This window comes from Methanoplanus endosymbiosus (assembly GCF_024662215.1).
Taxonomy (GTDB): Archaea; Halobacteriota; Methanomicrobia; order Methanomicrobiales; family Methanomicrobiaceae; genus Methanoplanus; species Methanoplanus endosymbiosus.
On the sequence record NZ_CP096115.1, the window covers coordinates 324,925 to 351,897 of the forward strand.

The following is a 26,973-nucleotide window of genomic DNA, read 5'->3' on the forward strand; positions in this document are numbered from 1 at the left end:
TAAGATTTAGTCGAACTTCCTTGATTCAGGTACTACGCCTTCGACCATGATTACATCAAGGGCGGTAACTCTGGCATCTGCACCGATATTTAATGAAAAATTCGGCTCAGTTCTGCCTTCATCACCTGATATGAGTTCTTTAATGTAAAGTCCTGCATCTCCGAGAACCTCAATTCTGAATTTGCCATCCTCTACACCAATGCACTCAATATCTATGACCTTTCGTTTTCTCACTAGATCTGCCCTGCGGTGTGAAACCCTGTCCGGGGTGCGCTGGTCTATTATCGTCCCTTTTAGACTTTTCAGAGCAGATCCAACATCGTCCGGTGAGAAATCGCCGTCAACTTCAACCAGAATGCTGTATTTTTTATGAGCTTTTCCGGATTTAAGGGTTTCCACCTCATGCCGATCGCTTACATGATCAAACACAGCTTCCACCCTTTTTTCTGCATAGTTATCTATAGCAGACTCCATATCTTCAAAGGAGATATCCCTGAGTCGGGGTTTTACGATCTCAATTACAAAAGGCCTTCCTGTTCCGATCATAACAGCGTCGATATCTTCCCTTCCGGCACCATGCAGTATAGCATCTTCCGCTTCAAAGAGTTCAATAAGAGGCCTTCCGATCAGTTCCTCTACGGAATCCTGATACATCCTGCCTGTAAAATTACATCTCTCACAGCCTTTTCCACGGCATTCACGGCAGTGCCATCTTGTCTGCGGAATACCCCTTATATTTTTGCGGTATCTTCCGTAGATGTAAACCGGATTTACTTCCACATCCACAGTACCATCGGCGATATTACAGACTACAACAAGATCAGGTCTTTTGAAATTGACCTCACAACCAAGTTGTGAAGTGACCCTTTTACCCGTCTCACGGTTGAATTCCGCTTTTACAGGTTCGGGGGACTTTAAAGAGAGATCACTCCAGACCATCTCTTCACTCTCTGAGATCAGAGGTGGAATTTTGCACCCTAACAGAAGGGTTTTAAATTCCAGATCCTTTAGTGAATCTTTTACTTTCTCTGCCCAGGTATCAACAGTATCAAAGAGATTTCCGCATATCCAGCAGGTCTCCTCTTCAGGGCTGAAGGGTCTGTCCTCTTCAATGCAGGAATATATCCTTAATGCTCTTCCTCTTTCATCATTTCCAAGTCCATGTGTTCTCTTCCCGAAAAATCTTCCGAGGCAGTGATCACATATCGGACCATAATTAAGAATTTCCTTAATCTGCTCTGATAACTCCGACATTACTCTCTCCTGTCTGATTCGTTCAGAATCGTTATTATGGTGTGATCCGCGTGGAGCACTTTTGGTCCGGCTGAGATTTTTGGCAGATCCTTTATGAGCAGTTCCTCTTCCTCTGTGAAGTTCATATGGTCTGACAGAATATAATTGTCAGGCATAGGGGAAATATCCCTTATATCTGTCCCGTTTTCGTCCAGAACTGCAAACTCATACTCTTCAAGAAGCTCTTTTAATCCACCGTTTCTGACATAAAATCCCTTTGTTGATTCGGTGAATTTATTTCCGCAGGGGATATTGAGTGCCTTTTTTATCAGTGATCCTGCACTTCTCTCGTCAGGATTCAGATGTCTGACATCTTCTCCGCTGATCATTATAGTCTTTGGAGGGTTTGGCTCTCCAAGCAGGACGAGAAAGCACTCAACGTCTCTTCTGAGATCGTGTGAGAGAAAAAAACATGAGTTCACAGATCTGCACAGGACATCAAGTCTGCCTGCACCACCGGGAAGATCATTTAATGCAAATTCTCCGGCAGTCGGTGCTTTGTGCCCTATTACAAGAAACCGCTTCATAATATTACATACCGCCAAATTTCTTCATCATGCGCTGCATGTTGAATTTTCCGCCGGCACCGCGAAATCCCTTGATTGCGCGCTGCATGGTTTTGTAGTATTTTAATAATTCCCTGACTTCCTCAGGATTTGCACCGGCACCAAGAGATATTCTCTGGACTCTTGAACCGCTTATGACAGAAGGATTTTCCAGTTCTTCGTTCGTCATGGAATCCATAATTATCTTATAGCGCTCCATTTTGACACTGGTGGTATCGAAGACATCCTCCGGAATTTTTGCCCCTCCCATCGGGAGCATTGACATAACCTGTTTTAAAGGGCCCATCTTCTTAAGGGATTCAAGCTGTTTGTACATATCCCTCAATGTAAATTTGCCCTTCATCATAGCATTGACATCAAATTCCTCATCTGCCATGACCTCTTCTGCCTTTTCGAGGAGTGATTTTAAGTCACCCATTCCAAGCAGCCTTGAAATAAAGCTGTCAGGGTCAAAGCGTTCAAGATCTTCAATAGTCTCTCCGCTTCCGGTGAAGACAATACCTGATCCGGTCTCTGCAACGGCAGAAAGAGCACCACCACCCTTTGCTGTTCCGTCCATCTTTGTGATGATAACGCCATCTATGCTTATGGCTTCATGAAATCTTGCAGCCTGCTCTTTTGCCTGCTGTCCAAGCGCGGCATCTATTACCAGCCACCTGTGTGTGGCTTTTGTAAGGACATTGAGATCAATAATCTCGGTGATGAGATCGTCCTCAAGTGCATGCCGCCCCTGTGTATCAATAATCAGAACCTCTGCATTCTTTAATTCACGAATACCATTTTCAACAATTTTAACGGCATCAGTAACACCCGGTTCACCGTAACAGGGAACATTAACTTTTGAACAGAGATTTCTCAGCTGATCGTAAGCTCCGGGCCTGAAGACATCAGCACAGATTACACCTACTCTGAGACCTTTCCTCTGGAAATATCGTGCAAGTTTTCCGGTTGTGGTTGTCTTACCGCTCCCCTGAAGACCAGCCATCAGAATGGTCTGCGGGCCAAGAGTCACTGTGACTTCATCGCCCATAAGGTTTACAAGCTCCTGATATACAATTCTCAGGACGTGCTCACGCACACTCATCCCCTTAGGTGGTTCTTCTTCAAGTGAACGCGCCTTTACAGCCTTTGAAAGGTTCATTACAAGTTTGACGTTTACATCCGCCTGCAGCAGCACTCTCTGAAGATCTTTTACAAGCTCCTCTACTGCTGCCCTGTCAATGACTGTCTTTCCGGCAAGCTTCTTTACTGCATCTTTCAGACCTGTACCCAGACGATCAAGCATTGTTATTTATTCTCCCAAAAGATCATTTACTACAGTTTCCGGCTCAAAAGGAGTTATATCACCATAGGACTGCCCTGTTCCAAGGAACATTATGGGTTTTCCTATAGTATGTGCAATTGAAATCGCAGCACCGCCTTTTACATCCATATCAGCCTTTGTCAGAACCACAACATCTGTACCTACGGAATTATTAAATTCTTCAGCCCTGATCACTGCGTCATTTCCGGCTACTGCTTCATCCACATATGCGATGATATCCGGAGATATGACTCTCTTAATCTTATCAAGCTGTTTCATCAGGTTTGTCTTGTTGTGGAATCGTCCTGCCGTATCGCCAAGTACAACATCAATGTTATGTGCCTTTGCATATGACACTGCATCAAATAGAACAGCAGACGGATCTGCACCTTCCTGATGATTGATTACCTTAACACCGACTCTATCAGCGTGGGTCTTCATCTGCTCATTGGCACCTGCCCTGAAAGTATCTCCTGAGCCGATTACAACCGAATATCCATTATCCTTCAGATAATAGGCAACCTTTGCAATTGAGGTTGTTTTTCCTGCCCCGTTTACTCCCGTAAACAGGATTTTTACCGGCTTTTCATGTGAGTTGATATAACTTTTCAGTGAAAATCCTTCACCAAGAACGTTTAGAAGAGCATTTTTCAGGGCATCAAGAACAAAATCCTCTGCTGAGGTTTTTATCTTTCTCTTCTGACCGACAAGATTCTCCCGCATATCTTCGATTATTGCTTCTGTTGCATCAAATGCAACATCGTTTTCAAGGAGAATCAGTTCAAGCTCTTCCAGAGGTTCTTTTATATCCTTTTCAGAGAGCAGAATCTCTCTCTCGGTTACAAGAACCTTTAATTTCTGTGCAAAACCGGTCTTTACAGGACGCTGCTTTTCAGCCGGAATGTTTTCCGGTTCAGATACAGGTGAGGATGAAGAATCGTTTTTTAAAACCGGAATCCTTTCAGAATCAGATATTAATTTATTCTTACCTTCAGAAGAAGATGTTATTTTTTCCGGCTGAGAAACAGATCTCATTTCTCCTGCCGGTTTATTTACATCGTCTCTCTCTATGGCCTCATCTATATTTGAACCAAATTTTCTGGTAACGCCTTTGAGTTTTTCCTTAAGCGATTTAAACATGGATGATCAGAAGTCTGCGTTTTCAGCCTGAAGCTGTTTATATGAAGCTTCCATCTTTTTGGCTATATCGCCGGCCTGCCTGTTGAGCTGCTCTAATGCTGCGGATAGTTTCTTCTCCAGGACCTCAAGTTCCTTTACACGATCATTAAGATAAGTGCAGGAGTCCTGGCAGTTCTTCTCTACAATAACATCTGATCCAATGTTTAAGAGCACCTTTTCAGGTTCTTCAATTTTTACCCTGACTGAAGCGCCTCCGCCAATCTGGAGGAGGACTGTGCTGTCAGGAGACTCTGAAAATGAATTCAGGGTCTCAATTGCAGAAACTGATTCAAGCCTGCGTGATTCAAGAATCTGTAGCTGTGAAGAATATGCTTCAGCCTCTTTGCTGATTTCATTCAGATACTGTTTCAGCATCTGTACTTCACGAGGATCAACAGCATCCAATTTACTCACCGTTAATCAGTCTGATACCATTAATTTTGATATAACTTCTCTTTAAGCGGTGTTTGCTGCCAATAATGTTGTAAATTTTTTCTGTAGCCCGGGCCTCATTATATGCTGAGATCTCCTTTGTAAAAGGCTGCCAGTCATTACCGTTTTTATAGGTACCATTAACCTCAAAGTTCTGTATTTCCATTGGTTTTCAACTCCTTTTAATAACCGAAAACTTCATCAATTCTACTAAGCTCAAATCCACTTGTGGACATTCCAACGAGAAAACCGGTTGTATTGGCAACAAGGCCTGTGCCTACAAGACCGTTGCCCATATTTATAGTGCCTGTTCCAACAGGAAGATCAGTAATCTCCTCAATCTCCCGGATTTCATGTTTTGTGAGACCCGGATTGAGTAACAGACCTTTGTTGGTTGCAACACCGGCCATTCCGACTGTCGGAATGTTTCCTATTGTTGACATCAGTACGGGCACATCAAGAAAAGCTGAGATCTTCTCTGCGACTCTGTCTGTTATTCCCGGATGTACAATAGCCAGTTTATCATTTGCAAGAATTACATTCCCCGCAGCGTTCATAGATGCTCCAAGGAACATGACATTGCCATGCTCTTTGAGAATCGCTGTTTCACTGGAAGTTGCAAGGCTGCTTACAATAAATCCGTTGCTGTTTCCTGCAAGTAGTGAGCCTATGATCGAACTTCCCTGAATTGTGGTGTTGATCACTTCAACACCAAGTCTTTTTTCTACTACACTAATATACTCTTCCGGGGCATCCAGCGGAACAACCGCTAAATCCTCAAATACACGAGTATATACTCCAATATTTTCATCGCCTGCGAAGTCGACCGTTTCAATCATATTCACTCTTCAGCAAGTTCAGCCTGAACCTGACCGTCCTCAAATTTCATTGCACGAATACGAATTTTCCTTGGAGGTTTTTCGCATCCGCGTTCCCAGATCTTTTCATTGATACTGGAGTCAATTTTGATGTCCTCGCTCTTCATGTGCTTTGTAAGGTATGCGCGGATAACCTTCATTGCTCTTGGACTGCGCTTCCAGCGTGGTGCCCTTTTTACTTCACGAAGGGGTATGATGTATATCTGCTCTTTGAGAATATCTGCCATATTATTCACACCCTAAGAGTGCTGCGTCTCCAGCTGCGCCTTTTTGGGTGCGTAACCACATTGCGCTTTGTTTTAATCATAACCCATGCAGGCACACGGCGATTCTGCTCACATGCTTTTGCCAATCTTATTTTTCTGGCTTTTGTAACTTTACTCATTTATTTTCACCACTTTTTTTCTGAGATTTCATTCCGGTGACAAGGGACTGCTCGTGGTGGTCTGGAAATATTTTGTCTGGATTATGACCTTTTGCAGTGAATGCTGGCCTGATTTCGTTTTCATAGTCGCCATTCATAATCTGACCTGTTTCACCATATGCCACGGTGAGATAACGTTCTGTCAGATAATTGACTTCGCGTCTTGTAAAACCAAGCAGAGGTCGCACGAGGGCGCTTTTGTACTTAGATTCAATCCTCTGGATTTCTGAGTAATTAAGCATAGGTACACGATCATTCAGGCGTGTACCATCCCCTATAACATCATATTCATCTGTAAGTGAATAGACGGCTTTCCTGTGCACAAGGTTGATGGCATTATTCGGACATCCGTCCTTTACCATCATCTCCACAACAATATCGAGCAATCCTTCTTCAAATACTCTTTTTCTGAGTGGAAGGCCAAGAGCATCAGCTGCGGCTTTTACACCGGAAATGTCATGATTTTCATCAAAGACAAAGGTGTTTAACTCAGCTTCGTAATCTCTTGACAGCATTAATGCTGCAAGGGAACTGTCCTTACCTCCACTAAAGAGTATTCCGGCTTTCATTATCTTCTTGTGATGTTGAAATCTTTTTTCTGTGGAACAAGCTGACTTAAGAGCTGTTTTAACTGCGCGTCAGATATCCTTGACTTAACTCTTCCACTCTGAGCAAGCATTACCAGCTGCTGCTCAACAGCTCTTGCAAATTCCGGTTTTGTCATCCTGATGGTATTTAAACGTTCACGAGCTTCAGGTTCAAGGATTTGTGTCAGAATAGTCCGGATTTGAGCTTCAGCTTCATTTCTCCTTTCCATCTCAGCTTCAGCAGCGCCTGGTCCCATCTGCTGTTGCCTCATCTCTTCCATTCTTCGCCTTCTAAGTTCTGCAAGTTCGTCGTCACCCATCTAAAACTCCTCCTTAGTACTTTGCCATTGCCGGTACTGATTCAGTTACTGACTCCATTGCATCTTTTGCAGCTTTGTCCATAAATGATCTTCCGGCAGGGGATACTTTTCTTCCTTCTGGAGTGTTGATGATAAATCCTGCTGCTTCAAGCTGCTGGAGTATCTTTCTGATTACAGATCCTGAACCTTTCCTGAAACTGGAAGGTTTTGATCCGCGGTTCTTTTTTCCTCCATAAACGGATCTGAGTCTCTGCACTCCTACTGGTCCGTCCATGTAAATACGGCGCATAACTGATGCTGCACGGATATACCACCATTCTGAATCTTTGGGAGGCATTTCCTTGTGTACGCCTGTCTTCGCAAATTTTGACCATTCCGGAGCCTCAATCGAATCGAGCGCTTTAAGCTCGCCAGCCACCTTTTCGATTAAGACATCCGGTGGGATATCATATACTGTTGTCATTTTCTAACCACTCTCGAATGCTAAAATTAGCAGTCTCTATATATTGGTCAGATATGTTATTATATATTTCTGGATCACCGGGCTGCAATGAACAGAAAAATATTAATTTTCTTAAAAATTTTCCCTAAAAAATAGCTTGTCAGTATTTATCTGAAAAAGTTCTGTTCAGTTATTATTTTTTTCTCTTCTGAAGAACCATGGTTCTCCCTCTTGTCTGAAGAAGTGTGGACCCTGTTTTGTCAGCGATTTCTTCAGGATTTACATCTGTGCTTCTCAGCCATTTGATCTTTATCTTTCCGGAATCTTTGATCTGCCTTTTGATTTCATCAATTGTGCTCTCGCCAATTCCGTTTTTTCCGATCCATACTGTTACTTTTAGCTCATTTAGCTCTCTGTTTAGTTCTCTTCTGCTCATTTGTCATCTCCTTTGGTTATGGGAATTCTCCGGATGTATCCGCACTGACTGCATCTGTATATCACTTTTCCCCTGTGAATTCTGACTGACATATTTTCACCAAAAACTGCATATGAATGGCAGTTCCTGCAAAACCTTCGTTTATATTCCACAGGTATTCGGATCCTTTGCCGCATTGCAATTTTTCTGGCAATATCTACATACCTGTTGCTAAGTTCAGGATTATAAACGAATTCCTCTTCAGCATTTTTAAAAAGAATATCTATTCTTTCCTCTGCAATTTTTTTAAATGCCGTTTTACTGGATTTTCTTGCGGCCATATTTACAAATCAGGGTAATATATTTGTGTTCTGAAATATTTATATAAAAATGGATTTGAATCCTGAATTTCCAATAATTATTCCTTTATTATTACTCTTCTCTTACTTATTGAAATTTTGTCTTCACAAAAAAGTTTTACTGCTTCCGGAAGTGCCGCATGTTCCTCTTTCAGTATTCTATCTGCAAGTGCCATCTCGTCATCATTGTCAAGAACAGGAACAGAATGCTGTAAAATAATTGCGCCGGAATCCATCCCCTCATCAACAAAATGAACTGTGCACCCGGAAATCCTGACACCATATTCTATAGCCTGCTTCTGCGCGTTCAGACCTTTAAATGAAGGCAGAAGGGCCGGGTGGATATTGATCATCCTGCCGGAGAAACATGCAGCCGTATCCGGGTCTAAAAGGCGCATATAACCTGCCAGCACATAGAGATCTGCATTGATCTCCTTCATGACTCTCAGCAGTTCTGCATTATAATCATCCCTTGAACCAAATGATTTGAAATCAATGGCAAAAACCGGAATATTATTTTCCCCGGCCCTTTTGATTGCATAGGCATCAGGTTTGTCTGTTATGAGGGCAACAATTTCTGCATTTATTGTGCCGTCATTTACCCTGTCAATGACAGCCTGGAAGTTAGAACCTCTTCCTGAAGCGAGAAAGGCTATCTTTTTCATCATAATATATTGGTCCTTAAAAAGATATTTTTATTCATATTTTATGCTGTTTTGTTGTCCTTCATTGTCAGTCTGATGTCAACAATTTTTCTCCCCCTCATCTTCATAACCTTCAGCCTTATTCCGGTATCGTCAATCTCCATTAACTCACCCCTTTTTGGAATATAACCCAGCCTGTCAATTAATAGGCCACCCATTGTTTCATAGGATTCATCCATTGGGAGATTAATATTTAATTTTTCATTTACACGATCGACCCAGGCTCCGGCATCCACGATAAAGACATTTTCATCTATCTTTTTTATATCCGGCTCTTCAACATCAAATTCATCAAGAATTTCACCTACAAGCTCTTCAAGAATATCTTCAATTGTTATAATCCCTGCATATGTACCATATTCATCAACAACAATTGCAAGATGGGTCTTCTGTTTCTGAATTTCATTCAGCAGTTCATCGATCTTTTTGCTTTCCGGAACAAAGATTGGGTCATAGATAAGCCCTGTGATTCCGCTTTCTGTATTTTTATTATATACTGCTGCAAAAACATCCTTTACATTCAGTGTTCCGGTTATATTGTCCATCTGGTCATGATATACAGGAATTCTTGAAAATCCCGTCTTGTTGAAGAGAGTCATTGCTTCCTCAAGGGAGTTTTCATCACTGATCATCACAACATCTCCCCTTGAGGTCATAATTTCCCGTGCAATGGTATCAGTAAACCTGAACACGCGATACAGCATCTCATGCTCCTCTTCTTCTATAGTGCCGCTCTCCTCACCTACATCTATCCACTGCTTAATCTCTTCTTCTGTCACTGCCGGACTTCCCAGTTCTCCTTTTATTCTGAATAGTTTCTTAAATCCGTCATAAAGCCATAGTATCGGCGTGAGTATATATGAGAGAAAAAGAATTCCTTTTGCAGAAAACAGGGCAAATTTTTCCGGTTTCCTTGCGGCATAGGTTTTAGGGCCGATTTCACCAAATATCAGCATGAGTACTGTTACAATACCCGTAGCTATTCCAACCCCCATACTGCCAAACTGTTCTATTGCAATTGCGGTGGCTATTGATGCAGCACCGATATTGACGAGGTTGTTGCCGATTAAAATTGTTATCAGAAGATGATCTGTATTCTTCTTTAATTTCTCAAGTGCCTTTGCTCCGTTTTTGTTTCCTTCTATGAGCTGCCTTACCTTTGCATGATTCAATGATATAAGGGCAACTTCAGAGCCTGAAAAAAAAGCAGATAATATTAGGCATAAGATGAAAAGTGCGATTGCAACATTTACTTCGATCAATTCAACCACGCCGCATCTGCGGCAAAAATAAATTCTATATTCATGTACTGTTTATCCGGTTCTTTTTTAGTCCTGAAGGATTATATTTTTTTTGTTAACTGTCATTTTTCTCATCTGAAAAATGATGATACATATTTAATTTCACTGCTGATAATTTCTGTTTTTTCTTCTATGGATAATTTATCCGGGAAGTTTAAATCCTCAATTTCAAGAGTGATATGGCCATCATAGCCAAGATCTGATATTTTTTTCAGGAAATCTGATATTTTTGCATCACCGCTTGCCGGAAGATGCCTCCTTGAATTTTCAATCGTGCTCAGATGAATATTTACAATTCTGTCAAAATTAAGATCTATAAATCTGTCAAGTAATCTCTCTCCTGATGCAAGCGCATGCGCTGTGTCAAGGGTGAAGTAAAGCCATTCCTCCTCTTTAAGAAGTCTATGAATCATTTCAGGATGATGAAACAGTGAGTTGACTTTATACTCCATATTTTCAATGCAGACTTTTACTTTAAGATTCCGGCTTTCTTCTCTCACTATACCGATATAATTCTGAAACTTTTCATAATCCCTTCTGCCTGCCGGTCTTTTGGCAGTCCTTCTTCCGGGATGGATGGTAATAATTTCCGCTCCGCAGATTTCTGCGGTTTTTAATGCCAGAACTGATGATTTTATTGACGCTTCCACAATGAATGGATTTACTGAACATGGATTTAGATCCAGCACAGGCGCGTGTATTGTAAAGGGGAGAAGAACAGGAAAATTTCCGGCAATCCGGCGGAGTTTATCTGTGTCCATTCCGTTAAGCCAGAAATCCGGTGTTTCAAGCCAGAATTCAATGGATGTGCAGCCCGCATCTCTGGCAGATTCAAATATCTCCTCTGCTCTGAATTCATGAAAAAACATACTGGATACAGAATATTTTGGCATAATTACGGGTAATTTGTAATATTATATTATTATTTTGTTTGCAGCTCCAAAGGATTATCCGGTTACGGCAGATCTCCGGCACGGAAGAATAATCTCTTTGGCTTCTTTAATCTCATATGCGGGTTAGTTCATATGGTATCTCTGTAAACTGCATCATTGCATATATGCTCAGTACCATGAGAATTACCATCACAATTAAGGGGATGATTACCATAAAAATGAGATCTGCCGTCTTTGCCGGTTTATACTCATAAAGACCTGAATTTATCCCATTAGCTTTTTTCCATGCGTCATACATTCCATAAATCCATACGATTAAGCCCGGAATCAGGAATATAAAAAAACCAAATGTTGTTCCAAAAAATATCAGAAGACCTTTTAAGAGAGAATCGCCGTTATAAACCTGCCCAAGTCCGGGAAATAGTCCGGAGAGGACAACCGATATTGCCGGAACTTTAAGCTGAATGCCGTATTTTTCAGAGAATAACAGGATCTCCTTTTCCTGCTGAATATTATTGCTGTGCTGATTGAAATCCGGATTATCTTTATCGTTATAATTGTTCTCCTCTCCGGAAAACTTCTCTTCTTTAACGCTGGATTTCTGGCCGGGCATATAAGTAAATCAGATTTTTACCGCCGATCTGATATAAATTCCGGTGAAATATTTTTGGCGGAAATTTCATCATTCTGAAGAGATCAAAAATAAAATAATACCTTTTAGTAAAAAAAATCCAACAGATTCAGAGATTTTATCTGTGAATCCGGGTAAATCTTAGCTAATGAATAACCGGAATAATAACAGGCAGATTTCGGATTATTGGCAGGATGATGATCGAAAGAGAAGCAGGGACAGTTACTCAGAAAACAATGTCATAAGGGATGAGAATGACAGTGATGAAGATAAAGTAAAAAAGGTCTCCGAGATATCAACCCTGATAAAAAAACTGCTTGACAATGAGCAGTTATGCAGCATCTGGATGGAAGGTGAAATTACAAATTTAAGAGCACATGCGTCAGGCCACCTCTACTATTCTCTCATTGAAGTCAGGAATAACAGGACATACACAATAAACTGTGTTATGTGGAGGTCTGCGGCCTCAGAATTGCCATTTCAACCGGAAAATGGCGTTCTTGTCCGTGTATTCGGTTCTGTTGACGTATATGAACCTCATGGTAAGTACCAGTTTGTATCAAAAATTATGCAGACCTCAGGAACAGGAGATAAGCACCGTCTTGTCCTGAGATGGAAAGAGGAACTGTCAAAAGAGGGCCTCTTTTCAGAGCAGAGGAAAAAAACTCTGCCACGCTTCCCATTAAAAGTCGGTCTTGTGACCTCATCGGGCGGCGCGGCGAGGAGAGATATTGAGAATGTAATACGGAGACGTTTTCCGGTTGAAATCGTCCTGTTCCACGCAGCAGTTCAGGGCGAAAATGCCCATAATGAAATTGCCAGGGCACTTTCATCTATTGATGATCTGGTTGATGTAATTATAGTCGGAAGGGGTGGAGGAAGTTTTGAAGATCTCTTTTCCTTTAACCATCCCGATGTTGTGCGTGCAATAGGACGGTGCGAAACTCCGGTTGTGAGTGCAATAGGGCATGAAATCGATTATACCCTCGCTGATTTTGCTGCCGATCTCCGCGCACCAACACCATCTGCGGCAGCAGAACTTGTTGTGCCTGATATGGCTGAACTGAGAAAAGAACTTGGATATTTCAGATCTCTGCTTAAAAACAGCCTGTTTTCACGCCTTGAAAGGGAAAGTGAAAAACTTGAGAATATAAAGTTTAATTTTCACCCGGAAAGACTTGAAAGAAGATTAAATTTTGAGAATGAAAGGACTGATGAATTATCAGTGCGCCTGAACCGCAGGATTGAATCTGCACTGAAGAACAGGAATATTCTTCTTGAGTCACTGAACTCAAGGCTGCTCTCATCAAACCCAAAAAATCCTATGAAAAACGGATTCTGTCTGATAGAATCCGGCGGAATATTATATTCCTCAGTACATGACCTTTCTCCCGGAGAAATGGTTAAAATTAATTTTAAAGATGGTTCTGCGGATGCAAAAATTGAGGTGATATACAATGAAAAAAAGTTATGAAGAATTACTGGCCGAACTGAAAGATATTATTGAAAAGATTGAATCCGGAGAGGCATCTCTTGAGGAGAGTATCACCCTTTATGAGAAAGGCACTGATATTCTTCGCCAGTGTGAAATAATCCTTCAGGAAGCAGAAATGAAGGTGACTGAGCTTCAGGGTTAAATGATACTTTCATATCAACAGTCATCTCCACACCTTCTTTTAAACGGGTGATTATCTCCTCCGGAATTTTGCAGGCAACTGTATCCGAACAGACTCCTATTGTTCTTGGGCATACAAATGTGCTCCTCCGCCATACAAGGTCAGTAGGATGGCTGAGGGTGAACGCTGCTGAGCCATCCGAAATTATGACATGTGTCAGATCTCCGACTGTTAATGTTGTCTCCAGCCTTGCCCCGTCACTGCATAATACCTCCCTGAAATCATCAGAGAGATCTGCCGCACCTTTGTCGGCCAAAACTCCTATTATACAGGTTCCATTTGTTGAAAGGTTCTCTTCGCGCGTAATTTCAAATGTGGATTTATGCCCGGCCCGGACATTTGGATGGCCATAGCATACAACTCTCTCTTCTGCCCTGATCATTACCATTTATCCAGTATTATTAGATCTGTTCACATGATACCCTTTCTGATACTGCAAATTCCTGTCTCATCAGATCAAAAAAAATATTGTTATCTACTGAAAGGATATATCTGCTGTCCGGTTTATTAATATTGCAATGAATGAAGAATTTTTTTGTCCTGCCTGCAACTGCGAATGTGAACATGAGATCCTGAAAGAGTCAGGAGATCTTCTTGTAAAGTGCAGCACATGTGGAAATATCCATCATGTTAAAAGACCCGCAGAGCCGGAACTGCTGAAAGTAAAGGCGATAATCAGTTCAGAAGGAAATTCGGAGACCGGGATTATTGAACTTTTTGAAGATGAAATTATTCAGAAAGGGGACCTTCTGGTTGCAGAGATCGGTGACGATGCGGCAGGGGTTGAGGTCACAGATATAGAAATGGGAGAAAAAAGGCGACATAAAGCAAAAGCCTCCGATATTTCGACTCTGTGGACGAGAAAGATTGACAGGGTTGTAGTCAAGGTTTCATTTCACGATGCCAGAAAAACTATTCCGCTTTATGCAGAAGTTGAGGGTGAAGATGATTTTATCATCGGAGATTATTACAATACTAATGGTCACCGCTACAAAGTCACACATATAAAATTAAGAAACGGTTCAATGATGAGAAAAGAAGGATGGAAAGCGTATGCACGTAAAATAAAGAGGGTTTATGGAGTTAAACCCTGAATCTATCTTATTTCTGTAACAGTTACGCCAACTACTGAATAGCCATACTGAAGAACTATTCCGTCATCTGTTTTTTCTGTGATTACTGATGGCCTCTCAAGGGTCATTGTTGAATTTTCTGCTTCTTCATCCGGAGTGTAACCAAATGCAAGCGGCACAACCATTCCTACCTGTGCGGATGAGAAATTGCCACCTATCATATTGTACTCCTCTGCGGTCATGTTCCTGGTTAATGTGGAAGCAAAGTCAAGATCAATCTTTTTCACGCCACCTGAACTCATTCCCTCCACTCCGGTACTGACAGCATCCATTTCAAGATCAAAGACTGCATACTGTGCAATGCCGTCAGGATATACATAGGCATCTACCGGAAAGAGTTTCTGATCTGCCAGTGCCCCTGCCTGTATTACAAGAGGTTCTGATAATGCTACAGGAAATCCTTTTTCATAATAGCTCTGGACAATGTTTCTGTCAGAAGAGATGATTGGTATTCCTTCCTGGTAATTCAGCGTATAATCGACTATTACAAAATCTCCCTTCTCAACTTTCTTAAATACCGAAAAGAAAGAAAATGTGAGTGAAAAACCTACAACACATGAAATCAGAATGAATACAATAAATACTCTGGACAGAGTCTTCTGCCAGTCTGTATCATTCTTTTTCCCCTTTTTTTGTGACATCTTAAATTATATTTGAATTTAAAGGATAAAAAGTTGTATAATAATGCCCTGCCTTTACTCATCAGATAGCATTAATATCACAAACAGATTATAATGGTTTAATTTCAGAAAAAATTTCTGAAAGAAAAAAATGTTTGGAGATGTAAATTATGATCAGAAGAAGATTTTATCCATTTCATTCCCTGTGGAATGAAATTGATTCAATGATGGCAGAGATGGAGACAAGGCTGGGAGAATCCGTAGTGCCCGCAAATATATTCAGCAACCAGATAATGCCGGCAATAAAGGGCGAATGCCGTGTCGATGTAATGGATCATCAGGATGAAGCTGTGGTAGTTGCTGACCTTCCGGGTGCAGAGAAAGAAGACGTAAAAATCCGGCTGATTAACCCTTCTACCCTTGAGATATCCTGCAACCGCGAGAAAACAACCGAAGAAGGAGAGAAGGATTCAGATTACTATGTGCGTGAGCGTGTTTATGGCAGTATGAAGAGGATTGTCTCACTTCCTTATGATGTTGAAGATAAGAACACCAGTGCAACATTTAAGAATGGCGTACTGGAAGTTCATTTTAAAAAATCAGAGCATGAAACCGGCGGGATTATCCCAATTGAATAATTCCGTAGTAATAATTCAGTATAGTAACGGTTAATCACAAATGTTTTCTCTGATTAACTGTCTTTGCTTTTTTAATGTGTATTTTGTATATCATTGCCGGAAAAATAATCTGTACTACCGAATCCTTGAAGTCTTTTTATAACTACTTAATCTGGTAATGGAAAGAAAAAAAGTCCACGACTATATGACATACGATGTTGTAACAATTACCGGCGATGGTACAGTTAAGGACGTTATTGAAGCTATAAGGGAGACCGGGCATGATGGTTTTCCGGTCACAAAAAATAAAAAAGTAGTTGGATATATCTCTGCAAGGGATCTGCTCTTTGCCCAACCATCGACTCCGGTTGAGCGGATAATGTCAAAACACCTTATTGTGGCAGATCCTGACATGGGTATAAACGATGCCGCAAGAGTAATTTTCAGGTCGGGGATACAGAAGCTTCCTGTTGTAGATGAAAATGGTAATCTGCTTGGAATTATTTCAAATACTGACGTTATAAGATCTCAGATTGAGCATGTATCACCTGAAAAAGTCTATAAATTTATTGAAACATTGAAGATGCTTCATGATATTAACCCAGTACTTGAAAGGGATGCTGTTCCGGTTAAAAACCTTTTACCGACCCAGTCCAAGATCTATCAGGATGAACTGGAAGGAAGGATCTATGAAATAAAAAAGGGCCTTGCAGAACCGATAATTGTTGTAAGGAGGCCGGGAAAACTGATTCTTGTTGATGGTCACCACCGTGCTGTTGCAGCAAACAGACTTGGAATTGTAAATCTTGATGCCTATGTAATTGATATTCAGGAGGACGTTGAGTTAGGACTTGAGAAAACAGCAAGAGAGATGAATCTTGAAACACTCGATGATGTCAAGGTTCTGGATTATGCGAGGCATCCTCTTGTTGCAATAACCCACAGGCTTGTCAGGCATGGCTGATTGTCTGCAAATAGTCTGAAAATATTTTTAAAATTCTGTTTCAGAGGTTATAGATCAGCAGTCTGAAAGCCGGAAAAAATTAAGAGCCTGTATGAGATGTTTCAAACTCTTCATTCAGGAGATATTCTTTTACAGTTTCATCCTCCTCAGTTGTAACTTCAGGCCAGATCCTCGTTCCGGAATGGACAACAGTTCTGTTTTTAAGAACTGTTCTTGGTCCGATTACAGTATTGTTCTCGATATTTACTGAAACGCCAATATTGGCATCATTGTCAATTATACTGCCGCTTATTGTTGAATTATTGCCAATGTCCACGTGATTGTATATCGAAGATGAAAATATCTTTGAGTCATGTCCAATTATGCAGTGCTCTCCTATGCTTGTATAAGGGCCGATAATTACATTTTCCTCAATATCTGTCCCCGAACCAATTGAAACCGGACCTATTATTCTTGAATTTTCACCAATGGTTACTGCATCGCCAAGCAGAACCGGACCAAGGACCTTTGCACCTTTGACCGTGACATTTCCATTGATGTTTGTGTAATTCATCTCCTGAAGTTTCCATCTCTCCGCTTCACGAAGTGAACTTGGACTGCCGACATCTGTCCAGTTTCCACGCGCAAGGCCCCCTTTGATCACAATTCCCTTGTCCATTAAAAGCGGGAAGAGATCTTTTGCAAAATCAAATTTTGTATTTTCCGGAATAAAATCAAAAATTGACGGGTTACATACATATATTCCTGTACTTGCCAGATTTGAAAAAATTTCACCGGGTGACGGTTTTTCATGGAAACGCTTAATGTGATAGTTTACGTCAATCTCAGCAATACCATAATCACAGGGGTTGTCTATGCTTACAAGGGCAATGGATACTGCACTCTCACCCCTTATATGGTCTCTGTAAAAGGAGAGAAGATCGATATCAGTTATATGATCGCCGCCGACAATCAGAAAAGGGGAATCGCTCAGGTATTTCTCAGCATTTTTTACACTTCCCGCAGTGCCGAGTTTTACATCTTCCCTGACATATGTTATGCTTACTCCGAATAATGATCCATCTCCCAGTGCATTCTGAATGTCATCCCCTTTATACCCGATTGTAATAATTATATCATTGAATCCGAGATTGGAGAGGTGTGCAACAAGATGCTGTATGGATGGTTTATTCACTATCGGAATGCAGGGTTTTGGTCTTTCAAAGGTGAGGGGGCGTAATCTTGTCCCTTCACCCCCGCACATTATACAGACTTTCATATTATCACTTTCCGGTTTAATTTCATATGATATAATTGGTGAAGATCAGTCTTTTTAAACAGTCATCAATGAACTAACGGTTTGCAGATGATTGAATGAAAAATTATTTTATCTTTATGAGTTACCCCATGTGCCGGCATTTTGGGCCTGCACGCAGATGATTGAATAAAACAGAGAAATGCTTCATGAGGGCTGCGGCACAGAAATTTCAGATATTGATCTTTAATTGACTGCCTCAGGGTAAATTCCGGAGAGAATCTTTTTAAATCAGAGTCTGACATAATCAATAATTATGACTGAATTTTACTGTGATCTCTGCGGCAGATGCTGCATGGGTATGGGTAAATATGTGAAAATTACCGGTGTGATGGGACCTGGCAATTATGCCGTGGTGCATAAAATCTCAGGAGAGAACCTTTTTGCCCGCCTTGAAAAGGATTTCAGGGATGACTATGATCCATTTACTGACAGCCATGAGGGCTGGTGCCCGTTTTTAAGCGGGCCGGATGAAAAAGGGCAGCACCACTGTACCATATATTCTGCAAGGCCATCATTCTGTAAGGATTTCATCTGCTGCCAGGGCAGAATATATGACAGCGCCGGTAAGAGCGCCGGCAGAATCCGGGGTGAAAATACTCTGCTCTCTGATGATGCAGAGCTGAAGGAGATCTGGAAAAGTATTGAAAATTCTGATCTTTCCGGAGATGTACTGAAGGCAAAAATAACTGAAACTCTGACAGAGGCAGGCTACAGGACAGATTTTTATGACTGATGGCGGCTACCGTAATCTCAGTGTAGCTTCAGGTCTTGTTGAATGCCTTCCTGAAAAGAAGGAGACTACTGAAAGATGCCGCTTCTGTGTTCATTCAAGAAAGTTTATGGTTAAAGGTGTCTGGTATGACTCACCTGCAAGAACATACTGTATGGCATGCAGGACAACAGAAATGCCGGATTATAAAAATGCAGATGCTGTACTGTGCGATGACCTTAAAAAAGAAGGTTTCAGAAGTTTTCTGAATGTGATAAGCTGAGGATTTATCTACCGGATTTTTGGCTGTTCACTGCAATTTTTCTTATCAATTCAAGATCAGCATTTTTCTCAAAATGACTTGCAAGGTCACTGAAACTTTTTTCAAGGGAAAAATGTGATTCATCAATACCTGAAAATGTGATGCCTCTCTTTTCATGCAGATATTTAAGGAGTGATTGTGAAAAGTCCATATTTGAGAAAAGCCCGTGCATATATGTACCGATCACAAGGCCGTCATCAGTTACTGCTCCTTCATCCTCAAAGGCACTTTGGATGCCATCCGATAATGTCACACCCATATGAATTTCATACCCTGTAACGTCTCCGGCAGAGGAGAGGATTGGGCCAACAGGATTTGATCTTCTTGACACCTGCACCGTTGTCTTTCTGTAGCCCTCAAATCTTGTTCTGGTGTTGAGGATACCTATGCCTTCATGTATTTCATCAGAATCTGATTCTACTGACATATCTGTTATGGTTTTCCCAAGCATCTGGTACCCTCCGCAGATTCCGATAATTGGTATTTTTTTATCTCTGGCCTCCCTTAATTTCTCAAAAAAACCATTCTCCCTCAGATATTTCAGATCTTCTGTTGTGTTTTTTGTGCCCGGAATAATGATCAGATCATAATCTTTGGGTATCTCCTCAGGATGGACATATTCAACAGCAGAATAATTCTCAAGTATCTCAAAGTCACTGAAGTTTGAGATTCTTGGAAGCCTGATTATGGCAGTTTTTATGGGTTTATCCTTTGCAGTTTTATCCTGAATTGAGAGCGAATCCTCACTTGGAATATTTATATCTGTATATGGGATGACTCCAAGTACCGGTTTTCCTGTGCGCTTCTCAATTTCACGCACACCTTCGGTGAACAGTTCCGGGTCACCTCTGAATTTATTGATGATAAATCCTGCAACATTGTGCACAACATCAGCCGGAAGAAGATTGTATGTTCCGATAATCTGTGCAAAAATACCACCCCTTTCAATGTCACCCACGATAATTATTGGTATCTGAAGCTTTTTTGCAAGCTGAATATTTGCTATATCGCGCTTATAAAGATTGATCTCTGCTGCGCCTCCTGCCCCCTCAACTATAACAGTGCCGTATTTTTCTTCAAGTGAATAAAAAGAGTCTAACGAAATTTTCAGTAGTTCTTCAAATTCCATGTAATAATCACCGATATAAACATCCCTGAACGGCTTTCCCAGAAGAACAATCTGAGATGTCTTATCACCTTTTGGTTTTAGTAAAACCGGATTCATCTCTTTTTGGGGACTTATTCCCGCAGCAAATGCCTGCATAGCCTGTGCAATTCCAATTTCATCCCCTTCAGTTGTGATATATGAATTAAGACTCATATTCTGGGATTTAAAAGGGGAGTTTACAATTCCGCTGTTTTTAAGGGACCTGCATATTGCGGCAACAACTGTGCTTTTTCCTGCGTGGGAAGAAGTTCCAAGGATCATGAGGGACATATTCAGTAATTTATATGATCTGCTCTTAATTTGAGTATTTGTCTTTTGTTTCCCGGAAAAAATACCTGCGGGTTTTGCTTTGACAGATGTGAATTATCATGACTATGGTGAATTTCCGGCTGGTTTTAACAGGGTTCATTTTGCGCGTATCTCAATCGGAAGAGATCTGACGGATATTTTTTACAATTCTTTTATTACATGAGTATTCTGTATAGGAATTGCTGTAACCTGCATGCCAACAAATATATAACCCGAATATTAACGTATCAGGTAATGACTGGTGGTATTTGTCCGAAATGCGGACTGCCAAAAGAACTGTGTATCTGTGAAGAAGTTGCCAAGGAGCAGCAGCAGATCAGTGTAAAGATCAATAAAAGGCGTTATGGAAAAGAAGTAACCGTTGTAGACGGTCTGGACCCTTACGATATAGATCTGGAAGAGCTTCAGAAATTCCTGAAGGGAAAACTTGCCTGTGGTGGCACAATTAAGGGCAATTCTATTGAACTTCAGGGTAACCACCGTGAAAGGGTCAAGAAGTTACTTCTTGACAAGGGATATAAACTTGATAATATAAATTGATCTTTTTTGGAATCAATACAGGCATTTTAAGCTGATTTTTTTGGCATTTGCCAAAATATTGTTTTGTACAGATGTTTGGAATGCCCGCATGATTTGCAGGCAATGATCTTCCCACTGCCGGGTTATCCGGCAGGAAATGGAAAATCAGATTATTTTATGTACTGTCATTACTGAAAGTAAAATTACGATCTAACTGGCAGAAAGCCCATGACTTTAGCCATGGGATAAATACTTTCATAATGCTCTTCTATCTCCGGATCTCTTCTGTAACTCTGACATAAATGTGTACTCTTTTTCCCGGCCAAGACTCTGTACAGTTTGATGCCGCATAAAAATATGGAATTATATAAAGAATCTGAATGACACCCATGCAATGAGCAGCATTATCAGTGAATATTTCAGGCCGGAAAGAGCACTTCCTTCACCCATCTGCCCTGCAACAAGTCCGGAGAAGAAACCCTGAATCATAGCGGCATGAGAAAAAATTCTCCTGTATAGTCCCATATCAACAGACCCACCAAAAGACATTCCGGGCGTATCCCCTCCTGAAGAGGCTGAGGCTGCCTCACCGGCTTCGGCCATTGTATCAAGAAATGTACCTGTCATAATTGCAATAACAAACAGAAAAACAAGGAATGATACAAGAACTATCACCACATATATCATCATATTATTTCTCCTTTCGTCTGCAAGGTTTACAAATTCGTAGGAGTCGTTTGCTGCTGCGTTTAAAACCTCACTGACATTTCCTCCTGCTTTGCTCGCCTTTGCAATAAGATCAACACTTCTTCTTGCAAGCGGAGTGCCGAGATTTTCGCCAAATCTGTATATTGCCTCAACAAAAGGGACATTCCAGGAGATTTCATTGTCCAGTTTTTTTATGTGCTGTGTAAGGCCGCCGTAATCTCCATTTGCTACCGAATGTATGGCAGTAGGCAATGTCATACCGCTCTCGTTCATTCCGGCAACATCCCTGAAAAAATTCGGAAGCGCAACTTCAATGTTTTTTATTCTCATTCCTTCTTTAGTATAAAAAAATGCAAGCGGAGTAAGTGCGACTACGAGCGTGATTACAAAGATATCATCTATAAATGTCGATGTAATCAGTGATTTTATTCCGTAATCTCTTACAGTTGTTATAAATCCGGCAAGAAAAATGATTATTGCTGCGGGTACTGAGACAATTAGAATATTGAGTGGATTTTCGGTCAGGAATTTCAGCGGATTGTGAATAATTCTGTTAATCCCTGTTTTTGCCTTTCGCCTGCTTTCTATCTTATTCAGAATTTCATCCTGTTTTGGATCTGTATCCGAGATCTGATCTTTTTTATCCTTCTTTTTAAATAGTCTCATTTCAGACCTCAGGAGTCATAGAATCTATAAGTATCACAAACATTATACTGCCCATCGGAATTATTCCATATATTACAGCATAGAGAAACAACGGATTTGAAGACCCGCTTATAGTTGACATTATTGACTGAAGAATAATGAGGAATAATGTGCCTGCAACAAGTGCAGTAACATATGATTCTGAGATCAGGCCAAGCGTTTCAAGAAATGTCTTCTGCTCCTGCCTGTTTTCCCTTGTGTACTGTCCGGCTTTGTTTCTGAAATAATCAGAAAGATTACTGCCGCTGGATATGCTTGCAACAGCACCCTGATAAAAATCCTTCATTCTGGCGCTTGGTGTATATTGTCCTGCTATTCTTAAAGCTTCAACAAGATCTTTACCAAATATATCCACATCGCGTGCAACAAATCTTGCCTCTACTGAACTTTCGCCATATATCGGACTTTCTCCAAGGAGCCTGAATACTTCTGCCGGTGTTATCCCTGCTGTGGACATTGCAGTAATATAATTTATTGCATATGGGAGGGTTGCATCAATATTTCTCTTTCTTTCTTTTGCCAGTATTCCGGGATAAATTAAAAACAGAGAGTAGGTAACCCCCCCAAATATCAGAAGTGAGAGTATTACAACCAGAACTGTGCCTATTATAAGATTATACTGGCTGAGGGTGACGACTATGTCAGGAACCTCTCCGCGGTAAACTACCAGACTGGGGAGTTTTAAGGCATATGTGATAATTCCGATGACAAATGCCATAAGAAGTCCTGCAACTATTGCTGAAACATATGCTGTTGCGAGATATGCCTCAAATGGCGTTTTCATTCTGGCTTTTACCATATCAGTTCTGAGAGAGAGATAATCATCCCTCTTTTTCCTGGCGCGGTCGCCCATAAGGTTGAAACAAAATCTCTCCAAACTATTCATACAGATCAGTCCTTACTAGATTCATTATTGTATCAGGATCTCTGTAATACGACATCAGAACTTTTCCGACATCCTTGTAATTCCTGAGTTTCTTAATTCTCATCCATTCAAGAATTTCCTGCCTCCGTTTTAATTCCTCGCGAATTCTCTCTTCGTTCCACCCACGCTCTTCCATTATTTCTTCAAGTATGTATGATTTCCCGGAATAACGGATTTCATCCGTTGCAGGATACCATTTGAAGACATCATTTGTGATTAATTCGCGTGTTCTTGGATCGATGTCCAGAATTTCTATCAGTTGTTTGTTTCTTCTTATTCTCTGACCTCCGACTCTTGACTGAACCTGAACACTGACAAGATGAAGGGCATTTAACATATTTCTTGGTACATTTAGAGGTGGATTTTCAAGTCTGTGGACAACACTTGCAACTGAGTCTGCATGCATGGTTGCATATGTGATATGACCGGTACTCATGGCCTGGAACAGGGTCAGGGCTTCATTTCCTCTCACTTCACCCACAATGATGTATTCCGGTCTTTGCCTGAGTGCGGCCCTCAGGAGTTCATACATATCAATTGAACCCTTACCATCTGAGTCAAATGACTCCCTGGTGATGCTTGGAATCCAGTTTTGATGCGGAAGTTTTAGTTCCCTTGTATCTTCAAGTGATACAATTTTTGCAAGAGGGGGTATAAACAGAGATATTGCATTCAGTGTTGTGGTCTTTCCGGAGGCAGTTCCACCTGCAAAGATACATGATTTTCCGCCCTCTACTGCAAGCCAGATATACGCGATTGAAAGGGGTGTAAATGTTCCCCATTCAATGAGATCTGTTGGTGTAATAGGTTCTTCCTTGAATTTTCTTATTGTAAATGTAGAGCCGTTTGCAGTAACTTCAGTTCCAAGAGTCATCTGTATTCTTGAACCGTCAGACATTGTGGCATCAAGCATCGGTTCTGCAATTGATATATATTTTCCAGCTCTTTGTGCAAGCCTTGTTACAAAAGAATCCAGACTTATGCTATTTTCATATGAAAGGGTTGTCTCCATTGATTCATAATTTGAGTGATAAATAAATATTGGAGTATTAAGTCCATCACATGATATGTCCTCAATAAATTTATCATGCATAATCGGGTCAATAAGACCATCTCCAAGGAATTCCTTATAAATTTGATATAATATTTTTGCCTTAGTGGGAGGATCTGTTTTAATTCCATAATCAGATATTATATCCGAGACTGACACTTTTAAAATCTCATATGATTCTTCTTTAGTGATGTCTTTTGTATTTACATCAAGAGTTTCAAATAATCTCTGTTTGATCTCTTTGAATAGTTCTTCTTCTGCTTTATTAAGGAAAGGTTCAATCACATTATATATATATTCATTTGTATTTTTGTCATACACAATTCTTACATATGCATAAGGCTCATTTACCGGATATAATTCAACTTCCTCAAGTCCTTCCACATTTTCAGAATTAAATGAGAGATCTACAATTGAACCATGAACAGAAGGATTATATTCTGCCTGATATACTTTTTCTGGCTTTTTAAACCTGGAAAAAAACTTCCCTGAGGGTTTGGTTTCTCCGGAAATCTGATCCTTCTTCTTTCTTTTAAAATCTGTTAATCTGCCGGAGAGAACCGTTTTTTCATCAGGGAAATTTTTTATGTAAATTGAATCAATTTTGGAGAGAATCTCTTCCTTTTCTTCCGGCAAAAAGGCCTTATCTTTTGATTTAAACTTAAAATCTTCAAGTTCAAAAGTTGCACCTTCCGGAAGAATAAGATCTGAAAATTCCTCATTTGAAGAATATGAAATCTCCTTATCTTCAAATTCTTCTTTCCCGGACCACCTTGTTTTTTTTGCAGGAGGATATATTTTTATTCCTTTATTTTCAGGAGATTCTGCATTTATTCTTTTTTCAAAGTCCTGTATCTTATATTCTGTAGCATTTTCATCCGCTTCTGCCACTACGCCGGAATCTTCAGGTTCTTCTTTGTATTCTTCATCCGCTTCTGCTAATACGCCGGAATCTTCCGGTTCTTCTTTGTATTTTTCATCTGATTCTGTTACTACGCCGGAATCTTCAGGTTCTTCAGGTTTTTCAGTGCTTACCACTTCATTTATTCTGGTTTCAGTTTCCTTTCCGATTTCTTCTCCGGCTTCTGCTACTACACCAGAATCTTCAGTTTTTTCAGGCTGTCCTTCGTGATCGTCTTTTTCAGCCGGATTTCTTTCTGATTTTTTCTCCTGGCTTAAGCTGTACCTGCCGGCAAGCTCATGCAGTTCTGAAGAGATTCCAAAACTGACCTTTGAAGACGTTATCTCTTCATTTTCTTCATTTTCTTCAGTTTTAATTTCAGTTCTAATATTGACAGGGGTTATTCCGGCAGAATGTTCAGGCAGTAATTCATCTGATTCTTCATCTGACAGTTCTTTATATCCCTCAGGTTTTTCAGAATCATCATCTGCTTCAGGCTTACGATATATATTATCATCAGATAATTCCTCTTTATCCCCTTCATTTCCGGCATACACTCTGTGTATAATCCGGTTTTTTTCGTTGACAGAATTTTGGGAGTCTTTTAAATGTTCTTTAATGCCAGTTTTTTCTTCAGCTGTTCTGATTTTTTTTAAAATATCTTCAAGGCTTTTTTCAGCCTGAATTTTATCAGGCTGCTTTTCCGGACTGCTTACTAATAAATTACTTAATTCCGGTTTACTCTTATCAGGATCATCTTTCTTTGGATTGTCTGGTATAAGGTTATTTAAATAAGATTTGTCATTTTTATTTCCGGAAAGTACATCCACATTACTTCTGCCAATTAATTCCTCGATATTATTTTTATTTTCAATTGGAATATTTATTAAAATTTCTTCTTCCGGGTTACTGTTTTTTCTGGATTTCCTTTTAAATAGTGATTTAAATCCCTTATTTTTCTCTTCATCAGACATATTTTCTCCGGTTATAATTCTATTCTGAAATATTCATCCGGACCAGATATTGATAATTTGGTCTTAAAATCAGTATGATCTTTTATCATAACAGTACATATATAATCTCCTCTTGGAATCACAAATGCTGCCATTCCTGAAGACGGTGTTATTGCATGGCTGTATGAGGCTCTTCCTTTTTTTTTCATAATTACTTTGGCACCTTCAGCCGGATTATCATTTAAATTAACATAAATGACAACTTTTGATGTTTTAATTCCAAAATTTCCCATATGTGGAACTGCACTTTCATCCATGTGCTCATTTAAAATACTATTTTTATATATTCTTGATCTGGATATTACAGATGAGGCAAGCTTTTCCCCGATTACAAATACTCTGAAGTTCAGTGATTTATCAAGTTTGTAAAGGGCTTTATCTCCATAAAGGATACCTAATTTATCTATAAATACTGCCCCTTCAATTTCTCCGCTTTCTGAAATTAAAAGCAGTCCGGTTTCATCATTTTCTGACAATATTATGGCTGACAAATTATTGTCATAAATATATCTGAGCATATTGTTATAGGAATATTCCCCCACATATTCTGAATTTTTTAGAATTTTTTCAAGTTCCTGAGTAATTTCCATTTTATTCCCCATAAGGACA

33 protein-coding genes and 1 pseudogene are annotated in these 26,973 nt (G+C 40.3%); 8 read left to right on the forward strand and 26 right to left on the reverse strand.

All coding sequences use genetic code 11. The features are described from left to right. Positions 1-6: 6 nt before the first annotated feature. The 18 genes from L6E24_RS01130 to L6E24_RS01215 form a co-directional block, all read right to left on the reverse strand. Positions 7-1,254 carry a tRNA pseudouridine(54/55) synthase Pus10 gene (locus L6E24_RS01130; RefSeq protein WP_257742903.1) on the reverse strand — a complete coding sequence of 416 codons (1,248 nt, stop codon included), beginning with the start codon at positions 1,252-1,254 and terminating at the stop codon, positions 7-9. Continuing rightward, entirely contained in the window at positions 1,254-1,820 is a 567-nt protein-coding gene (gene trmY, locus L6E24_RS01135) for a tRNA (pseudouridine(54)-N(1))-methyltransferase TrmY (RefSeq protein WP_257742904.1), read from the reverse strand. Before trmY ends, L6E24_RS01130 begins: the two co-directional genes overlap by 1 nt. A gap of 4 nt (positions 1,821-1,824) precedes the next feature. Further along, positions 1,825-3,144, reverse strand: coding sequence for a signal recognition particle protein Srp54 (locus tag L6E24_RS01140; RefSeq protein ID WP_257742905.1), 1,320 nt, complete (start codon positions 3,142-3,144; stop codon positions 1,825-1,827). A gap of 6 nt (positions 3,145-3,150) precedes the next feature. Further along, a complete protein-coding gene (ftsY, locus tag L6E24_RS01145; RefSeq protein ID WP_257742906.1) occupies positions 3,151-4,302 on the reverse strand; it encodes a signal recognition particle-docking protein FtsY in 1,152 nt (383 codons plus the stop codon). Positions 4,303-4,308: 6 nt separating this feature from the next. After that, complete coding sequence (gene pfdA / locus L6E24_RS01150) at positions 4,309-4,755, reverse strand: prefoldin subunit alpha (RefSeq protein ID WP_257742907.1); 447 nt, start codon at positions 4,753-4,755, stop codon at positions 4,309-4,311. After that, positions 4,748-4,939: a 50S ribosomal protein L18Ae gene (gene rpl18a / locus L6E24_RS01155; RefSeq protein ID WP_257742908.1), complete on the reverse strand. Its 192-nt coding sequence runs from the start codon at positions 4,937-4,939 to the stop codon at positions 4,748-4,750. The genes pfdA and rpl18a overlap by 8 nt, the downstream gene beginning before the upstream one ends. Before the next feature lie 16 nt (positions 4,940-4,955). Then, entirely contained in the window at positions 4,956-5,612 is a 657-nt protein-coding gene (locus tag L6E24_RS01160) for a translation initiation factor IF-6 (RefSeq protein ID WP_257742909.1), read from the reverse strand. A 2-nt stretch (positions 5,613-5,614) separates the two neighbouring features. Then, entirely contained in the window at positions 5,615-5,878 is a 264-nt protein-coding gene (locus L6E24_RS01165; protein ID WP_257742910.1) for a 50S ribosomal protein L31e, read from the reverse strand. 5 nt (positions 5,879-5,883) lie between these two features. Continuing rightward, complete coding sequence (locus L6E24_RS01170; protein WP_257742911.1) at positions 5,884-6,036, reverse strand: 50S ribosomal protein L39e; 153 nt, start codon at positions 6,034-6,036, stop codon at positions 5,884-5,886. Beyond that, positions 6,033-6,644: a DUF7411 family protein gene (locus L6E24_RS01175; protein WP_257742912.1), complete on the reverse strand. Its 612-nt coding sequence runs from the start codon at positions 6,642-6,644 to the stop codon at positions 6,033-6,035. The genes L6E24_RS01170 and L6E24_RS01175 overlap by 4 nt, the downstream gene beginning before the upstream one ends. Next, positions 6,644-6,982: a DNA-binding protein gene (locus L6E24_RS01180; RefSeq protein ID WP_257742913.1), complete on the reverse strand. Its 339-nt coding sequence runs from the start codon at positions 6,980-6,982 to the stop codon at positions 6,644-6,646. Before L6E24_RS01180 ends, L6E24_RS01175 begins: the two co-directional genes overlap by 1 nt. A 13-nt stretch (positions 6,983-6,995) precedes the next feature. Beyond that, positions 6,996-7,445 carry a 30S ribosomal protein S19e gene (locus L6E24_RS01185; protein ID WP_257742914.1) on the reverse strand — a complete coding sequence of 150 codons (450 nt, stop codon included), beginning with the start codon at positions 7,443-7,445 and terminating at the stop codon, positions 6,996-6,998. A 172-nt stretch (positions 7,446-7,617) separates the two neighbouring features. Continuing rightward, positions 7,618-7,860 (reverse strand): YhbY family RNA-binding protein, encoded by a 243-nt coding sequence (locus L6E24_RS01190; protein WP_257742915.1) that lies wholly within the window; start codon positions 7,858-7,860, stop codon positions 7,618-7,620. Further along, a complete protein-coding gene (locus L6E24_RS01195; protein WP_257742916.1) occupies positions 7,857-8,180 on the reverse strand; it encodes a ribonuclease P protein component 4 in 324 nt (107 codons plus the stop codon). Before L6E24_RS01195 ends, L6E24_RS01190 begins: the two co-directional genes overlap by 4 nt. Before the next feature lie 77 nt (positions 8,181-8,257). Beyond that, positions 8,258-8,866 (reverse strand): phosphoribosylglycinamide formyltransferase, encoded by a 609-nt coding sequence (purN, locus tag L6E24_RS01200; RefSeq protein ID WP_257742917.1) that lies wholly within the window; start codon positions 8,864-8,866, stop codon positions 8,258-8,260. A 38-nt stretch (positions 8,867-8,904) separates the two neighbouring features. Further along, complete coding sequence (locus L6E24_RS01205; RefSeq protein WP_257742918.1) at positions 8,905-10,173, reverse strand: hemolysin family protein; 1,269 nt, start codon at positions 10,171-10,173, stop codon at positions 8,905-8,907. 101 nt (positions 10,174-10,274) lie between these two features. Then, positions 10,275-11,072, reverse strand: a complete 798-nt coding sequence (locus L6E24_RS01210; protein WP_257742919.1) for a sugar phosphate isomerase/epimerase family protein — start codon at positions 11,070-11,072, stop codon at positions 10,275-10,277. 136 nt (positions 11,073-11,208) lie between these two features. Then, positions 11,209-11,709, reverse strand: coding sequence for a zinc ribbon domain-containing protein (locus L6E24_RS01215; protein ID WP_257742920.1), 501 nt, complete (start codon positions 11,707-11,709; stop codon positions 11,209-11,211). A gap of 166 nt (positions 11,710-11,875) precedes the next feature. Between L6E24_RS01215 and xseA the strand changes: the two genes are divergently transcribed. Together xseA and xseB are read left to right on the forward strand one after the other, a co-directional pair. Further along, on the forward strand, positions 11,876-13,201 hold the full coding sequence (gene xseA, locus L6E24_RS01220; protein ID WP_257742921.1) for an exodeoxyribonuclease VII large subunit: 1,326 nt from the start codon (positions 11,876-11,878) through the stop codon (positions 13,199-13,201). Beyond that, positions 13,185-13,298: pseudogene (xseB, locus tag L6E24_RS14690) on the forward strand (exodeoxyribonuclease VII small subunit); the annotation flags it as partial. The gene xseA and the pseudogene xseB, both read left to right, overlap by 17 nt. On the opposite strand, the gene L6E24_RS01230 reads toward xseB, so the two are convergent. Beyond that, complete coding sequence (locus L6E24_RS01230; protein ID WP_308219133.1) at positions 13,273-13,785, reverse strand: DUF371 domain-containing protein; 513 nt, start codon at positions 13,783-13,785, stop codon at positions 13,273-13,275. The pseudogene xseB and the gene L6E24_RS01230 sit on opposite strands and share 26 nt — an antisense overlap. Positions 13,786-13,921: 136 nt before the next feature. Here L6E24_RS01230 and L6E24_RS01235 point away from each other — a divergent pair, with 136 nt between their 5' ends. Next, the gene (locus L6E24_RS01235) at positions 13,922-14,497 is read left to right on the forward strand and encodes an HVO_0476 family zinc finger protein (protein ID WP_257742923.1); all 576 of its coding nucleotides are present in this window, start codon (positions 13,922-13,924) and stop codon (positions 14,495-14,497) included. A gap of 2 nt (positions 14,498-14,499) precedes the next feature. Here L6E24_RS01235 and L6E24_RS01240 read toward each other — a convergent pair whose 3' ends face one another. Continuing rightward, entirely contained in the window at positions 14,500-15,177 is a 678-nt protein-coding gene (locus tag L6E24_RS01240; RefSeq protein WP_257742924.1) for a hypothetical protein, read from the reverse strand. 149 nt (positions 15,178-15,326) lie between these two features. Here L6E24_RS01240 and L6E24_RS01245 point away from each other — a divergent pair, with 149 nt between their 5' ends. Then, positions 15,327-15,794, forward strand: coding sequence for an Hsp20/alpha crystallin family protein (locus tag L6E24_RS01245; protein WP_257742925.1), 468 nt, complete (start codon positions 15,327-15,329; stop codon positions 15,792-15,794). A gap of 157 nt (positions 15,795-15,951) precedes the next feature. Continuing rightward, on the forward strand, positions 15,952-16,737 hold the full coding sequence (locus L6E24_RS01250) for a CBS domain-containing ParB/RepB/Spo0J family partition protein (protein WP_257742926.1): 786 nt from the start codon (positions 15,952-15,954) through the stop codon (positions 16,735-16,737). Between the two features lie 79 nt (positions 16,738-16,816). Here the strand turns inward: L6E24_RS01250 and L6E24_RS01255 are convergent, their stop codons facing one another. After that, positions 16,817-17,995: a nucleotidyltransferase family protein gene (locus tag L6E24_RS01255; protein ID WP_257742927.1), complete on the reverse strand. Its 1,179-nt coding sequence runs from the start codon at positions 17,993-17,995 to the stop codon at positions 16,817-16,819. 292 nt (positions 17,996-18,287) lie between these two features. Here L6E24_RS01255 and L6E24_RS01260 point away from each other — a divergent pair, with 292 nt between their 5' ends. Further along, on the forward strand, positions 18,288-18,767 hold the full coding sequence (locus L6E24_RS01260; RefSeq protein ID WP_257742928.1) for a YkgJ family cysteine cluster protein: 480 nt from the start codon (positions 18,288-18,290) through the stop codon (positions 18,765-18,767). Then, positions 18,760-19,026, forward strand: a complete 267-nt coding sequence (locus L6E24_RS01265) for a hypothetical protein (RefSeq protein ID WP_257742929.1) — start codon at positions 18,760-18,762, stop codon at positions 19,024-19,026. Before L6E24_RS01260 ends, L6E24_RS01265 begins: the two co-directional genes overlap by 8 nt. 4 nt (positions 19,027-19,030) lie before the next feature. Here L6E24_RS01265 and L6E24_RS01270 read toward each other — a convergent pair whose 3' ends face one another. Beyond that, the gene (locus L6E24_RS01270) at positions 19,031-20,503 is read right to left on the reverse strand and encodes a cobyric acid synthase (RefSeq protein WP_257742930.1); all 1,473 of its coding nucleotides are present in this window, start codon (positions 20,501-20,503) and stop codon (positions 19,031-19,033) included. 273 nt (positions 20,504-20,776) lie between these two features. On the opposite strand from L6E24_RS01270, the gene yciH reads away from it, so the two are divergent. Then, positions 20,777-21,082 (forward strand): stress response translation initiation inhibitor YciH, encoded by a 306-nt coding sequence (gene yciH, locus L6E24_RS01275; protein ID WP_257742931.1) that lies wholly within the window; start codon positions 20,777-20,779, stop codon positions 21,080-21,082. Between the two features lie 342 nt (positions 21,083-21,424). Here the strand turns inward: yciH and L6E24_RS01280 are convergent, their stop codons facing one another. The 4 genes from L6E24_RS01280 to L6E24_RS01295 are packed head-to-tail and all read right to left on the reverse strand — an operon-like array spanning position 21,425 to position 26,966. Then, positions 21,425-22,435: a type II secretion system F family protein gene (locus L6E24_RS01280; protein WP_257742932.1), complete on the reverse strand. Its 1,011-nt coding sequence runs from the start codon at positions 22,433-22,435 to the stop codon at positions 21,425-21,427. A 1-nt stretch (position 22,436) separates the two neighbouring features. Further along, the gene (locus tag L6E24_RS01285; RefSeq protein WP_257742933.1) at positions 22,437-23,360 is read right to left on the reverse strand and encodes a type II secretion system F family protein; all 924 of its coding nucleotides are present in this window, start codon (positions 23,358-23,360) and stop codon (positions 22,437-22,439) included. After that, on the reverse strand, positions 23,353-26,325 hold the full coding sequence (locus tag L6E24_RS14695; RefSeq protein WP_308219134.1) for a type II/IV secretion system ATPase subunit: 2,973 nt from the start codon (positions 26,323-26,325) through the stop codon (positions 23,353-23,355). Before L6E24_RS14695 ends, L6E24_RS01285 begins: the two co-directional genes overlap by 8 nt. An 11-nt stretch (positions 26,326-26,336) precedes the next feature. After that, complete coding sequence (locus L6E24_RS01295) at positions 26,337-26,966, reverse strand: hypothetical protein (protein WP_257742934.1); 630 nt, start codon at positions 26,964-26,966, stop codon at positions 26,337-26,339. Between the last annotated feature and the right edge of the window lie 7 nt (positions 26,967-26,973).